The 12,795-nt window shown below is 33.5% G+C and carries 17 protein-coding genes; 13 read left to right on the forward strand and 4 right to left on the reverse strand.

The features are described 5' to 3' along the window. Positions 1-50: 50 nt before the first annotated feature. Both HGK31_RS04900 and HGK31_RS04905 read right to left on the reverse strand, forming a co-directional pair. Entirely contained in the window at positions 51-1,175 is a 1,125-nt protein-coding gene (locus HGK31_RS04900) for a glycosyltransferase family 2 protein (RefSeq protein WP_191858720.1), read from the reverse strand. Then, entirely contained in the window at positions 1,166-2,086 is a 921-nt protein-coding gene (locus tag HGK31_RS04905; protein WP_233450983.1) for a lysylphosphatidylglycerol synthase domain-containing protein, read from the reverse strand. Before HGK31_RS04905 ends, HGK31_RS04900 begins: the two co-directional genes overlap by 10 nt. Positions 2,087-2,190: 104 nt before the next feature. On the opposite strand from HGK31_RS04905, the gene HGK31_RS04910 reads away from it, so the two are divergent. The 8 genes from HGK31_RS04910 to HGK31_RS04945 are packed head-to-tail and all read left to right on the forward strand — an operon-like array spanning position 2,191 to position 7,363. Continuing rightward, the gene (locus HGK31_RS04910) at positions 2,191-2,829 is read left to right on the forward strand and encodes a cell envelope biogenesis protein OmpA (protein ID WP_191858722.1); all 639 of its coding nucleotides are present in this window, start codon (positions 2,191-2,193) and stop codon (positions 2,827-2,829) included. Next, positions 2,829-3,383 carry a crossover junction endodeoxyribonuclease RuvC gene (gene ruvC, locus HGK31_RS04915; protein ID WP_191858723.1) on the forward strand — a complete coding sequence of 185 codons (555 nt, stop codon included), beginning with the start codon at positions 2,829-2,831 and terminating at the stop codon, positions 3,381-3,383. The genes HGK31_RS04910 and ruvC overlap by 1 nt, the downstream gene beginning before the upstream one ends. 3 nt (positions 3,384-3,386) lie before the next feature. Next, positions 3,387-4,127 (forward strand): DUF3667 domain-containing protein, encoded by a 741-nt coding sequence (locus tag HGK31_RS04920; protein ID WP_191858724.1) that lies wholly within the window; start codon positions 3,387-3,389, stop codon positions 4,125-4,127. Continuing rightward, positions 4,127-5,257 carry a radical SAM family heme chaperone HemW gene (gene hemW / locus HGK31_RS04925; RefSeq protein WP_191858725.1) on the forward strand — a complete coding sequence of 377 codons (1,131 nt, stop codon included), beginning with the start codon at positions 4,127-4,129 and terminating at the stop codon, positions 5,255-5,257. Before HGK31_RS04920 ends, hemW begins: the two co-directional genes overlap by 1 nt. Then, positions 5,257-6,006, forward strand: a complete 750-nt coding sequence (locus HGK31_RS04930) for a cyclase family protein (protein WP_191858726.1) — start codon at positions 5,257-5,259, stop codon at positions 6,004-6,006. Before hemW ends, HGK31_RS04930 begins: the two co-directional genes overlap by 1 nt. A 1-nt stretch (position 6,007) precedes the next feature. Next, positions 6,008-6,364, forward strand: coding sequence for a DUF4260 domain-containing protein (locus tag HGK31_RS04935; RefSeq protein WP_191858727.1), 357 nt, complete (start codon positions 6,008-6,010; stop codon positions 6,362-6,364). Between the two features lie 24 nt (positions 6,365-6,388). Next, positions 6,389-6,751, forward strand: a complete 363-nt coding sequence (locus HGK31_RS04940; RefSeq protein WP_191858728.1) for an MmcQ/YjbR family DNA-binding protein — start codon at positions 6,389-6,391, stop codon at positions 6,749-6,751. Between the two features lie 30 nt (positions 6,752-6,781). Beyond that, positions 6,782-7,363 carry a PhnA domain-containing protein gene (locus tag HGK31_RS04945; RefSeq protein ID WP_104735436.1) on the forward strand — a complete coding sequence of 194 codons (582 nt, stop codon included), beginning with the start codon at positions 6,782-6,784 and terminating at the stop codon, positions 7,361-7,363. Between the two features lie 2 nt (positions 7,364-7,365). Here HGK31_RS04945 and HGK31_RS04950 read toward each other — a convergent pair whose 3' ends face one another. Together HGK31_RS04950 and HGK31_RS04955 are read right to left on the reverse strand one after the other, a co-directional pair. Next, entirely contained in the window at positions 7,366-7,515 is a 150-nt protein-coding gene (locus HGK31_RS04950; protein ID WP_191858729.1) for a hypothetical protein, read from the reverse strand. After that, complete coding sequence (locus HGK31_RS04955) at positions 7,515-8,357, reverse strand: AraC family transcriptional regulator (RefSeq protein ID WP_104735437.1); 843 nt, start codon at positions 8,355-8,357, stop codon at positions 7,515-7,517. Before HGK31_RS04955 ends, HGK31_RS04950 begins: the two co-directional genes overlap by 1 nt. A 131-nt stretch (positions 8,358-8,488) precedes the next feature. Here HGK31_RS04955 and HGK31_RS04960 point away from each other — a divergent pair, with 131 nt between their 5' ends. The 5 genes from HGK31_RS04960 (at position 8,489) to HGK31_RS04980 (ending at position 12,781) form a co-directional block, all read left to right on the forward strand. Then, positions 8,489-9,403, forward strand: coding sequence for a dihydrodipicolinate synthase family protein (locus tag HGK31_RS04960; protein ID WP_191858730.1), 915 nt, complete (start codon positions 8,489-8,491; stop codon positions 9,401-9,403). Positions 9,404-9,450: 47 nt separating this feature from the next. Beyond that, positions 9,451-9,717 carry a DUF1272 domain-containing protein gene (locus HGK31_RS04965; protein WP_104735439.1) on the forward strand — a complete coding sequence of 89 codons (267 nt, stop codon included), beginning with the start codon at positions 9,451-9,453 and terminating at the stop codon, positions 9,715-9,717. After that, a complete protein-coding gene (locus tag HGK31_RS04970; protein ID WP_191858731.1) occupies positions 9,714-11,297 on the forward strand; it encodes an aldehyde dehydrogenase (NADP(+)) in 1,584 nt (527 codons plus the stop codon). Before HGK31_RS04965 ends, HGK31_RS04970 begins: the two co-directional genes overlap by 4 nt. 3 nt (positions 11,298-11,300) lie before the next feature. Continuing rightward, positions 11,301-12,311 carry a 4-hydroxyproline epimerase gene (locus HGK31_RS04975; protein ID WP_191858732.1) on the forward strand — a complete coding sequence of 337 codons (1,011 nt, stop codon included), beginning with the start codon at positions 11,301-11,303 and terminating at the stop codon, positions 12,309-12,311. A gap of 107 nt (positions 12,312-12,418) precedes the next feature. After that, positions 12,419-12,781 carry a four helix bundle protein gene (locus tag HGK31_RS04980; RefSeq protein WP_191858733.1) on the forward strand — a complete coding sequence of 121 codons (363 nt, stop codon included), beginning with the start codon at positions 12,419-12,421 and terminating at the stop codon, positions 12,779-12,781. Positions 12,782-12,795 lie beyond the last annotated feature (14 nt).

Genomic DNA, 12,795 nt, shown 5'->3' on the forward strand with positions numbered 1-12,795 from the left:
TACTTGTAAAACTATAAAAATTAAACGACATCATGATATACTTTTACGGGTTATTTATTAAACGTACGTCCTTTCCAATCGTAATTTTTAAAAGTTGATATGGTCACTATGTATGTAGTAAAAAACGGATATAAAATACTTGAAATCAAAAATCTTATAAATGGAATTTGATGACCTAAAAAGCGACTTGTTTTATAGATAAGAATAAAATCTAAAAATGATTTGAATACAAAAAGGGATAGAAACGTAAAAAAATTGGTCAGGCCAGTTATTGATGAAAGCAATAAGATGACGCATAGGATATTCATGAAAAACACAGTAAATGCTGTAAATATTGAAAAAGCACTTTTATAATAGATTGATTTGGATGCCCACCGAACGCGTTGAGAAACCAACTGTTGCCGTGTTGGTTGTGGGTTAGTTGAAACGATGGCTCCTTCTGCTTTCAAATAGCCCACTTGTTCCGAATTATACCTTACGGCTTTTTGAAGTAGAAAAACATCATCGCCACTTGCTATGTTTGAATCATCTTCAAATTCGTTTAATTGATGAAACAGTGCTTTCTTGTAGGCCAAATTCGCACCATTAGCCATAAAAGGTTTTTTTAGCCCAAAACTGCCAATGGTTGAGCCCATCAAACTTATAAAATCTAAATTTTGAAAATGATCAAGAAATGATTTAGGCTTTTTATATGCTACAGGACCAGCTATAAACGAATACGCGCTGTTTTGAACAACAGTGTCATAAATATTAAGCCATTCTTTTGGCAATATGCAATCAGCATCCGTGGTAATAATCCAATCATATTTGGATTTTGATATACCAATTTTCAAGGCATCTTTCTTTGGGGAACTTGTATTAGGGTTATTCTTTAAAATCGTCCAATCATAAAGGGTGTCTTTTAAGTGTGATTTTATAATCAAAACGGAATCATCAGTAGAAGCATCATCTATCAATAGTATTTCATAAAGTTCTTTGGGATATTCCAATTGCAAGATAGAATCCAACAAGCGTGGTAAATTGTCTGATTCATTTCTAAAAGGAACAACAATTGAAAATTTTGTTTTTGGTACTAGTAGCTTTACTTTAAAATTATTGACATTATCAAAGCCAATAATAAATCCGCCAATCAAAAGCAGGTACAGAAATGATATGGCCATAATTATTATAAGCATACTGTTTTTTGAGGTAATTTAAATTTCAGCACAAATACGGCTCCTGTTAAGCTAGGCAAAGCCACATTAAAAAACCACATAAGCAATATGGTGCTCAAAATAATTATGTTGCCTACACCAGTGATAGAAAACAAAAAAATGGCAACACTACCTTTTAAAACCACATCAAAAATTGAAATAACTGGAATTATGGATGCTAGAAAATACATACTTGTTATGATAACCATGGAATCAAAATAACTCAATTTCACACCAAATAATGTGAGTAAAAAATAAAATTGAAATGAAAAAACCATGTAACGAATAAGTGAGAATAAAAATCCTTTTACATATAATGCTTTTGGGATTTTGGAATAAAATGCTCTGGCAGTTTGAAAGGAAATTCCTTTAATAGAAAATTTGGTTTTTGCCAAACCTATTATTGGAAATAAGACGATAATTAATAAAACAACACCAAATTTAAACACCTTGTAATAAGATATGTCAAGCGGATATCTCAATACAAAAAGACTTAATCCAGCAACGCCCAAGAGTGTTGTAACTGCCATCTGCAAGCTATTGTTCAATAAATTCATCGCAACTATCTTCTTGCTTTCTGATAATTTAAAATACATGGCTTTTACACCGTACTCACCCACACGGTTAGGGGTAAATAATGATGCTGTTAAAGAACCAAGACTTTGTTCTAAAGAATTACAAAATGATATTTTATGAATATAGGATACTAAATGCTGCCATTTTATAATTTCAAAAAACCAGTTTAAAATGCTTAAAAGCATCAAAAAAATCACATTCTTTATTGAAAACGCATTGTTTTTTGATAAAAAATCCCAGAAAACTTTAAAATCCATTTCTTGGTTAGAAGTGAGTTTATTATAAATAAAATAAAAAGCACCAACTACTATACTCATTTTAATAAGTACAAAAAAGAATTGTTTAGTTTTGTAAGGAACGGCTCCAAACATACAATTGAGTCGTAGATTATATTTTGTACAAAATAAAACAATAAAGTCATATGAAGATAGCTTTTGCAAATTATAGATTCAGTAGCTTGTTTTTACTATTGTTTTTTACAACAATCATTGTTTGTGGGCAAAGCGAGGCTAGTAAATGGAAGGCTCAAGTTGCATTTGGTCTTAATAGTCCTAGTTCAAGTGGATTTGTGCCAGGGTTTGAAGCGAAACCTGTAAATTTTCCAACTATTCATTTAGGAGTTCAGCGCATGTTTAAACCGCAATATGGTGTCAAATTAGATTATGGTTTTAATCGTATAGCCAATAACAGCGACTCACCTTATTTTAAAATAAATTATTCAAGAGTTAATGCTCAATTTGTTTATGATGCCACGACACTAATGACTTTCTTGCCAACGCATATAGGTATAGTGGGACACGCTGGACCAGGAATATCTTTCGTTAAGCCTTTAAGTGGTTATGCCGATAACAACCTTACCTATTTCAATGCCATGGCTGGCATCGAGTTCCATTATTCAGTTTCAAGAACCTTTTCGGTGTTTTTAGATACGTCCTATATTTATGGTTTTGCAAAAGAGTTTGATCCTATATTTGATGGCTTTGGGTCATTCAATGGAAACCTCCTAACGGTAACAGTTGGTGTTTCGGTGTCTTTAAGTGGCTGTTATTTTTGTGATTAATGAGTAAAGAAAAAATTATTTTAGGTATTGATCCTGGTACAACCATAATGGGTTTTGGACTCATTAAGGTTGTGGGAAAAACAATGTCATTCATGCAACTCAATGAATTAGACTTGAAAAAGTATGATGATCACTATCTAAAACTCAAACTCATTTTTGAACGTACAATTGAACTCATTGAAACCTATCATCCTGATGAGATAGCCATAGAAGCACCTTTTTTTGGAAAAAATGTGCAAAGTATGTTGAAATTAGGTCGTGCCCAAGGTGTAGCAATGGCAGCAGGTTTATCTCGAGAAATACCCATAACGGAATACTCTCCTAAAAAAATAAAAATGGCTATTACTGGCAATGGTAATGCTAGTAAAGAGCAAGTGGCTAAAATGTTGCAAAGTACTTTAGGCTTAAAAACCTTACCAAAAAATCTAGATGCAACGGATGGTTTAGCAGCTGCAGTATGTCACTTTTACAATCAGGGTCGTGTTACTGTTGGTAAAAGTTATTCTGGTTGGGCTAGTTTTGTTAAGCAAAATGAAGGTAGAATTAAGAAGTAGATTATGACTGAAACTACTATTTGCAAAAATTGTAATACTGAAACAGCTAGTGAATATTGCCCTAACTGCGGACAACGCACATCAATCCATAAAGTCACGTTTTCTGAAACATTTCAAGATGTCATAAATGGTATGTTTTCTTTAGATGCACCATTATGGATGACACTAAAAACGTTGGTCGTAAATCCAGGAAAGCTCTTCAGAGATTTTTTATCTGGTAAACGAAAAACGTACTATAAACCCGTTTCATTTTTTATTTTAACTACTATTGTTTTTGTGCTAACTAAATCGCTATTGAATTATGACCCTATGCAAAATATTGCACAAGTACAACATGATTCAGTTAATGCGAAATTATTAAATAGTGCAGGCGTTTATATGGCTAAAAACATTAACAATATTATCTTTTCATTTGTATTTGCTTTTGCACTCATGCTAAAATTATTCTTTTATAAGTCCTATTCATTAGCCGAATATTTAGCTGTTTCATTTTATGTGGTTGGATTTTACACTTTAATTACTACCATATATATGATTGGTTTAAAATTTGTAAATCCAGAATACAAATCCCTACCTTTTTTATTAATGTTCGTATATGTAGTTTACACTTTAATTTCATTTTTTCAAAAGCGAAACTTAACTGCCATTTTAAAAATGATATTGGTTTATATATTCGCAATGACATTATATATCATAATCGGTTACGGAATTTCATTTCTAATAGTATGGCTTAAATCTGTATAATGGCAGGCATCTACATCCATATTCCATTCTGTAAGCAAGCCTGTCATTACTGTGATTTTCATTTTTCAACTTCCCTAAAAAAGAAGGAAGACATGGTTTTTGCGTTGCAAAACGAACTGCTATTAAGGAAAGAGGAACTGAAAAATCAAGTTGTTGAAACTATTTATTTTGGAGGAGGCACGCCGAGCTTGTTGACCAATGACGAAATTCAAGAAATTATCAACTCGGTTTACAGTAACTACCCAGTTGTTGAGTCTCCTGAAATTACATTAGAGGCCAATCCGGACGATTTAACTAATAAATGCATTAATGAATTGATTGATTCTCCAATTAACCGATTGAGTATTGGTATTCAGTCCTTTTTCGAAGACGATTTAAAACTAATGAATCGCGCGCACAATGCTAATGAAGCCAAGAGCTGTTTGGAGGAAGTTACCAAACATTTTGATAATATTTCAATAGATTTAATTTACGGTATTCCCAATGCAACCAACGCGCATTGGCTCAAAAATATTGAAACAGCCTTGTCATATGGCGTTCCACATATTTCATGTTATGCTTTAACTGTTGAACCCAAAACAGCTTTACATAGTTTTATTAAAAAAGGGATTATAGAAGAAGTCGATGATGAAGCCGCTCAAGAACAATTTCATATATTGTTAGATATCCTAGAATCGAATAATTTTGTTCATTATGAATTGTCAAACTTTGGTAAAACAGGATATTTCAGTAAAAACAACACAGCCTATTGGCAAGGAAAACCGTATTTGGGCATTGGGCCATCATCACATTCTTTTAATGGGAAACAACGGGGTTGGAATGTTAGGAATAACACCAAGTATATCAAAGCTTTACAAGACAATCAACTACCAATAGAATGGGAAGTCTTAACTAAAACAGACCGCTATAATGAATATATTATGACTGGTTTACGAACCATTTGGGGTGTGTCTTTATTAAAAATTGAAGCAGAATTTGGAATTTCATATAAAAAGTATTTATTACAACAAGCCGATAAATTCATCAATCAACATTTGTTGTATATTGACAACAACCAACTTTTAGCAACTAAAAAAGGAAAATTTTTAAGCGATGGCATCGCTTCAGATTTATTTAAACTAAATTTATAATGCTAGCAACTATAGAAACCAATTCAAGAAAATATAAAATAGATTTATCTAAACCATTAGATATTTCAATACCATTAAAAGCGTCAAAATCTAACGTCAACGCCTGGTATATTGATGAGCCCAAAATAGAACCTGTTCAAGATGGTGAGTGGATTGCAAGTGTTGAAAAAGGAGCCAGTGTTAATTTTAACAATATACAGTTTAATCCGCATGCGCATGGTACACATACCGAATGCGTTGGTCATATTACTAATGAATTTCTTTCAGTGAACAAAAACTTAAAACAGTTTTTCTTCCTTGCTGAACTAGTAACTGTAGCACCTGAATTAATTGACGAGGATTTTGTTATTTCAAAAAAGCAATTACAATTTGCATTTGGTAATAAAAAGAGAGACGCCATTATTATTAGGACAATCCCTAACACCAAGGAAAAAAAATCAAGGCAGTATTCAAATACCAATTGGGTATATTTTCAAGATGAAGCGATAAAATTTCTGGTAAAAATGGGAATTAAACACCTACTGATTGATTTACCAAGCGTTGATAAAGAAAAAGATAATGGTGAGTTAAAAGGGCATAAGGCTTTTTGGAATTTTGATGGTAAATTACGAAAAGACTGTACAATTACAGAATTTATTTATGTCTCTAATAAAATAGAAGATGGTACGTATTTTCTGAACTTACAAATAGCACCTTTTGAGAATGATGCTTCACCAAGTAAACCTATCCTATATCAACTTTTAGAATAACATGAAAAATTTACTGAAATTAGAAGAACTCGCTATGTTTGGTTTGGGGATTCTCGCTTTTAATCAATTACATTATGCTTGGTGGTGGTTTATTGTGTTGTTGCTAACGCCAGATATTGGAATGCTAGGTTATCTCGTCAATCCAAAATTTGGAGCAGTGACGTACAATTTATTTCACCATAAAGGATTAGCTGTTGTGATTTACATTATAGGAATTGTATGTAACGATACCGTGTTACAATTAATAGGAATAATAGTATTTTCACATGCTTGCATGGATAGAATTTTTGGTTATGGTTTAAAATATAAGTCTTCTTTTAAAGACACACATCTAGGGAAAATAGGTGTTAAAGAATAAAATTTTAAAACTAAATAATGATATATGAATATCGACAACATTAGAGATTATTGTTTAGCAAAACAGCAAGTAACCGAACATTTTCCTTTTGATGACAATGTTTTAGTATTTAAAGTTGCGAATAAAATGTTTCTACTTACCGGTTTAGATACATGGGAAAAGGGTGAAGCTGCTATAAATTTGAAATGCGATCCTGAGTATGCATTAGAATTACGTGAGCAATATGAAAGTGTCGAGCCAGGTTACCACATGAGTAAAAAACACTGGAATACTATTAGATTATTCAAAGGCGAATTAGATTGGAACTTTACCAAGCAATTAATTGACCAATCATACGATTTAATTGTAAAGTCTTTGCCCAAAAAAGTGCGTGATACGTTTCAGTAAAGTAGTATGTTTGCAGAATAAATTGAATTTATGAGCGTCTTAAAAATACTTCAAGAAAGAAGCAAGAATACGTGCGAATTATGTTCTTCAACCGAAGGCCTACGGCAATACACTATTCCACCATCATTAAATGAAAATGTGGCTAACGACATTTTGGTTTGTGAAACGTGTTGTAATCAAATTGAAGGTAACGTAGAAGTAGACCCTAATCATTGGCGTTGCTTAAATGATAGTATGTGGAGCGAACATGTAGCAGTACAAATTATGGCTTGGCGCATGTTACAACGACTTCGTAATGAAGGCTGGCCGAAAGATTTATTGGACATGATGTATTTAGATGAAGAAGCATTAGCATTAGCACGTGCAACAGGAGAGCATGAAGATGAATCTGCTAAAATTATTCATCGCGATATAAATGGCGTAATTCTTGAGAATGGCGACTCAGTTGTGTTAGTTAAAGACTTAAAAGTAAAAGGCTCCAGTATGGTTGCTAAACAGGGTACAGCTGTAAGAAATATTCGTTTAGATCATGAAAATGCAGAATACATTGAAGGTAAAGTCGATGGACAACAAATTGTAATAATAACAAAATACGTTAAAAAGACTTCTTAAAATTATTCTTCGGGTTCATCATTTTTCTTTCTTAAAAATGAAAACCCAAACGGAATCATAAAAAGTAAAAATAAAAACTTGCCAGTTATCAAACCATATATTGTGATAATTGCTGCAAGTATCATTAATGTATATTGAGTTTTTGTAGACATTAGTTTTGAAGTTTTTTGACTTTTGAAGGGCTCATGTTTTTTATAGATTTAAACTGTCGGTTAAAATTTGATATATTATTGAAACCAGAAAGTTCAGCAATTTCGGCAATGGACAAATCACTGTTGGTCTGTAGTAACTTAGTAGCCTGTTCAATTCTAATGTCGTTTAAAAACTGAATGTAGGTTTTGTTGGTTCGTTTTTTAAAATATTTACAAAAGGCATTTTTGGTCATATTGGCCACTTCAGAAATAGTATTTAAATCAATAGAAGTTTTATAATACTTTAAGGTGTACTCAATAACATTTCGCATGCGTTCACCTTCGTTGTCTGAATAGTCTCTGTTATATACAAACGAAGACAAACTGGAATACTTACAACTTGAGGCCAATTTTAAAATTTCCATCAAGCCTATAAACTGATTGAGTTTAGATTCATGCTCTATATTTAAAAATACTTTTCTAATGGCTTTCTGTTTACTTGTCACCTTGAAACCATGTTTACAACGCTTAAAAAATGATTTTAAATCATGCATTTCGGGTAGATGAAAAAATGATGACCCAAAGGCATCTTTTGTAAAAAAAAGGGATAGCATATGTGATTCTTTTTCATGATAGTCACTTTTAAATACATGAGGTAAGTTGCCGTCAATAATCATTATGTCTCCACTTTGATAGTGGTTTATGGTGTCACCAATTATTAAAGACCCTTCACCAGAAACAATATAGCTAATTTGAATCTCTACATGTTGGTGTAGTTTATCGTAAAAGGCCATTTCCTTATCAACTTGATAAACAAAAGCTTCGTTTTGAGGTTTAGTTATTTTAAAAGGAAGCACCTTCATATTGATAAAATAATATTCAAAAAAATAAAGATATGTAAATACATGGATAATATAGTATCTAAATCGGATAAATGCCTATTAATTGCATTTGGGAATCTAAAGTAATTTTACAGATGTAAATAAATTAGATTATGAGTATTCAATGGAAAGGCGTTATGCCAGCAGTAACTACTAAATTCACAGATAATGATGAATTGGATTTTGATATGTTTGAAGTCAATATTAAAGCGCAATTAATGGCTGGTGTACACGGTATTGTTCTAGGTGGTACACTTGGTGAAGCCAGTACTTTATTAGATGAAGAAAAGCGCGAACTCACCAAATTTACTGTAGATTTGGTAAAAGAAACCGTGCCTGTTTTAATAAATATTGCAGAGCAATCTACAAAAGCTGCAATTGCTGCGGCTCAAAAAGCGGAAGATGATGGGGCCAAAGGTTTAATGATGTTGCCACCAATGCGCTACAAATCTGGCGATCGTGAAACGGTAGAGTATTTTAAAACAGTTGCAAACAGTACATCACTTCCAATTATGGTTTATAATAATCCCGTTGATTATAAAGTTGAAGTGACATTAAAAATGTTCGATGAATTGTTGAAGTGTGATAACATTGAAGCGGTAAAAGAATCAACACGAGATATTTCCAATGTTACTCGAATTATAAACCGATTTGGTGACCGACTCAAAATTATGACAGGTGTGGATACCTTGGCGCTAGAAAGTTTGCTAATGGGTGCAGATGGCTGGATAGCCGGTCTCGTTTGTGCATTCCCAAAGGAAACGGTTGCCATTTATGAACTTCAAAAAGCAGGTAGAATTCAAGAAGCATTGGAAATTTATCGCTGGTTTTTGCCGTTGTTGGAGTTAGATATAAACCCTAAATTAGTACAGAATATAAAATTGGCTGAAGTGGCAACAGGAATAGGTTCAGAAAACGTAAGAGCACCTCGATTAATTTTACATGGTGAGGAGCGTAAACATGTTTTAGCTGTAATTGCCAAGAGCATGCGTACAAGGCCAACCTTGCCAGATTATAAAAATTTATAGAGTTATGTCATGCTGAACTTGTTTCAGTATCTCATCAGAAAAAACAGATGTTAGAAATTAGACCAACATGTGAACATTGTAATAAGTCATTGCCTTTTGATTCTCAAGAAGCAATGATTTGTACGTTTGAATGCACTTTTTGTAAAAACTGTGTCGAGACTATTTTGCAACGGGTTTGTCCAAATTGTGGAGGCGGTTTTGAAAAACGACCCATCAGACCGGTTGAATTATTGGATAAATATCCAGTATCAACAAAAATCATTCATAAGCCAGTAGATTTAAAACAGCATCAGGAAAGAATTAATAGGAAATGATAACAGGAAAAAATTATATAGGAAATAAGCTATCAGCAAAGGGATCTAAAACGTATAATACGTTTAACCCCTTGTTGAATTTTGAAAACGAATATGTTTATATTGAAGCAACTTCGGAAGAAATTGATGAAGCGGTAGAAATGGCATCAAAGGCATTTAAAACGTATAGAACAATAAATGGAAAACGCAAAGCAGCATTTTTAAATGCTATTGCAGATGAAATTTTAGCTTTAGACGATATTCTTATTCAAACCTATTGTTCGGAAACAGGATTGCCAGAAGGTAGAGCAAAAGGTGAACGAGGACGAACCGTAGGTCAACTGCGCATGTTTGCCGATTTAGTTGCGGAGGGTTCATGGGTAGATGCAACAATTGATACAGCTCAACCTAGTCGTGAGCCCTTACCAAAATCAGATATTCGTAAAATGCTTATTCCTTTGGGGCCAGTTGTGGTTTTTGGAGCGAGTAATTTCCCGTTAGCTTATTCAACGGCTGGAGGAGATACTGCCGCAGCATTAGCATCTGGGTGTCCAGTAATTGTAAAATCGCATCCAATGCATGCCGGGACAGGTGAATTGGTGTCCTCGGCAATAATTAAAGCGGCTGAAAGAACAAATATGCCAAACGGCGTATTTTCAAATTTAAACAGTTCGGGAATTGAAGTGGGCACGCAACTTGTAAACCATCCAAAAGTAAAGGCTGTTGGATTTACTGGCAGCATAAAAGGAGGTAGAGCATTATATAATTTAGCGGCACAGCGTGATGAACCTATTCCTGTTTTTGCTGAAATGGGTAGTATTAATCCGGTTCTAATTTTACCAGAAGCCCTAAAAAACAGAAACGAAAGTATAGCAAAAACGTATGCAAACTCCATTACATTAGGGACAGGACAATTTTGTACAAATCCTGGGCTCATTCTTGGAATTAAAGGAGAGCACCTAACTAAATTCATGGTTAAATTATCTGAAGAAATTGTAAAAATTGATCCGTCTTGTATGCTGCATCCTAATATAGCTCAAGCATTCCATAACGGAAGAAGTCAGGCCATAGAACAAAATGATTTACAGGTTGTTGCAGAATATCGAAATGAGGTAAAAAATAACTTTGCTCGACAGACACTAACCAATGTTTCTGGTGATACTTTTTTAAAGAATCCAACTTTACATCAAGAGGTTTTTGGACCATATTCCTTAATTGTTGAATGTGATAATACAGAACAGTTAGAAGAAATTGTTTCAAAATTAGAAGGACAGTTAACAGGTACTGTAATTGCTGATAATGGTGAGGTATCTCATTATTCTCAAGTAATTTCAGCTTTACAAAATCGCGTCGGGCGTATTATTTATAATGGTGTACCAACTGGTGTTGAGGTATGTCCTTCAATGACTCATGGTGGTCCATATCCTGCGTCTACAGATAGTCGTTTTACTGCGGTGGGAATACATTCTATAAAACGTTGGGTGCGCCCATTTAGCTATCAAGATTGGCCAAATACATTATTGCCCGATGAATTAAAAAACGAAAACCCCTTAGGTATTTCTAGGTTAGTTGACGGCAAACAAACACTTGAAAAGCTCTAATTTATGCCAAAGTCAACTTTCGTTTGCATTGATGCGCATACTTGTGGTAATCCAGTGCGGGTTATAAAAGAAGGTGGACCAAATCTTGTTGGTAAAACGATGAGTGAAAAACGTCAACATTTTTTAAAAGAATTCGATTGGATTAGAAAAGGCCTCATGTTTGAACCTCGAGGTCATGATATGATGAGTGGTAGTATTTTGTTTCCACCTCACCATCCAGAAAATGATTTTGCTATTTTATTTATTGAAACTTCAGGATGTTTGCCTATGTGTGGTCATGGTACTATTGGAACCATAACTATTGCAATAGAAGAGGGTTTAGTTACCCCAAAAATTCCAGGAAAAATTAGAATGGAAGCTCCAGCTGGGTTGGTGGAAATTGAATATCAACAAACAAACAATAAGGTCGATTGGGTAAAGCTTATCAATGTTAAAAGTTATTTGGCTGCTGAAAACCTTCAGATTGATTGCCCTGAATTGGGAAAAATTACGTTTGACGTAGCATATGGCGGAAATTATTACGCCATTGTAGATCCTCAAATAAATTTTTCGGGAGTTCAAGATTTTACAGCTTCAAAAATCATTCAGTACTCACAAGTTTTAAGACAACGAATCAACGAAAAGTATCCGAATGTATTCATTCACCCAGAAAATGAAACTATAAAGGATGTCACACACGTGCTCTGGACAGGAACTCCAATTGATTCGACATCATCTGGAAGAAATGCTGTTTTTTACGGTGATAAAGCTATTGACAGAAGTCCATGTGGCACCGGAACTTCTGCACGAATGGCTCAATTATATGCCAAAGGAAAATTACATATTGGAGAAGAATTTGTTCATGAGAGTTTCATTGGGAGTAAGTTTGTTGGAAAAGTTGAATCAGAAACTCAAATTGATGGTAAAAAAGCCATTATTCCGAGTATAAAAGGTTGGGCAAAAATTTATGGACAAAACACGATAACAATAGATACAGAAGATGATCCCTATGCATTAGGATTTCAAGTTATTTAATAATGAGATATTGAAACAATGAAACAATGAAACAATGAAGCAATGATAGAATGAAGCAATGATAGAATGAAATAATGAAGCGATGATATAATTAATGATTAAACGATATGGATAAATCGGAGTTTGTTGAATATTTGAAGGATAGAACCAAGAAATTAGCTGTAGATATTGTGTTGTTTTATAAGAATCTTGACAAATGTGAGACTAGTAGAGTAATGGGAAGACAATTAATTCGGTCGGCCACATCAACAGCGGCAAATTATAGGGCAGCTTGTATTTCAAGATCCCAAAAAGAGTTTTTTTCTAAAATGTCAATCGTGGTTGAAGAAGCCGATGAAACATTATTTTGGTTGGAAATGTTTAGAGATACGGAGTTTGTTTCAGATAAAGAATTAAAACCTTTAATGGAAGAAGCTCTTGAGATTCTTAAGATTGTTTCAAAAGCTAGAAAAAATGCTGGTGCCAATTGAAAAACTATTGATCT

The sequence above is a fragment of the Hanstruepera ponticola genome (assembly GCF_012931685.1).
Taxonomy (GTDB): Bacteria; Bacteroidota; Bacteroidia; order Flavobacteriales; family Flavobacteriaceae; genus Hanstruepera; species Hanstruepera ponticola.

Bases quoted from the DNA above. Each gene is read 5' to 3' on its own strand.
- HGK31_RS04900 (WP_191858720.1), bottom strand. From the start codon at position 1,175: ATGCTTATAATAATTATGGCCATATCATTTCTGTACCTGCTTTTGATT.
- HGK31_RS04905 (WP_233450983.1), bottom strand. From the start codon at position 2,086: ATGAGTATAGTAGTTGGTGCTTTTTATTTTATTTATAATAAACTCACT.
- HGK31_RS04910 (WP_191858722.1), top strand. From the start codon at position 2,191: ATGAAGATAGCTTTTGCAAATTATAGATTCAGTAGCTTGTTTTTACTA.
- ruvC (WP_191858723.1), top strand. From the start codon at position 2,829: ATGAGTAAAGAAAAAATTATTTTAGGTATTGATCCTGGTACAACCATA.
- HGK31_RS04920 (WP_191858724.1), top strand. From the start codon at position 3,387: ATGACTGAAACTACTATTTGCAAAAATTGTAATACTGAAACAGCTAGT.
- hemW (WP_191858725.1), top strand. From the start codon at position 4,127: ATGGCAGGCATCTACATCCATATTCCATTCTGTAAGCAAGCCTGTCAT.
- HGK31_RS04930 (WP_191858726.1), top strand. From the start codon at position 5,257: ATGCTAGCAACTATAGAAACCAATTCAAGAAAATATAAAATAGATTTA.
- HGK31_RS04935 (WP_191858727.1), top strand. From the start codon at position 6,008: ATGAAAAATTTACTGAAATTAGAAGAACTCGCTATGTTTGGTTTGGGG.
- HGK31_RS04940 (WP_191858728.1), top strand. From the start codon at position 6,389: ATGAATATCGACAACATTAGAGATTATTGTTTAGCAAAACAGCAAGTA.
- HGK31_RS04945 (WP_104735436.1), top strand. From the start codon at position 6,782: ATGAGCGTCTTAAAAATACTTCAAGAAAGAAGCAAGAATACGTGCGAA.
- HGK31_RS04950 (WP_191858729.1), bottom strand. From the start codon at position 7,515: ATGTCTACAAAAACTCAATATACATTAATGATACTTGCAGCAATTATC.
- HGK31_RS04955 (WP_104735437.1), bottom strand. From the start codon at position 8,357: ATGAAGGTGCTTCCTTTTAAAATAACTAAACCTCAAAACGAAGCTTTT.
- HGK31_RS04960 (WP_191858730.1), top strand. From the start codon at position 8,489: ATGAGTATTCAATGGAAAGGCGTTATGCCAGCAGTAACTACTAAATTC.
- HGK31_RS04965 (WP_104735439.1), top strand. From the start codon at position 9,451: ATGTTAGAAATTAGACCAACATGTGAACATTGTAATAAGTCATTGCCT.
- HGK31_RS04970 (WP_191858731.1), top strand. From the start codon at position 9,714: ATGATAACAGGAAAAAATTATATAGGAAATAAGCTATCAGCAAAGGGA.
- HGK31_RS04975 (WP_191858732.1), top strand. From the start codon at position 11,301: ATGCCAAAGTCAACTTTCGTTTGCATTGATGCGCATACTTGTGGTAAT.
- HGK31_RS04980 (WP_191858733.1), top strand. From the start codon at position 12,419: ATGGATAAATCGGAGTTTGTTGAATATTTGAAGGATAGAACCAAGAAA.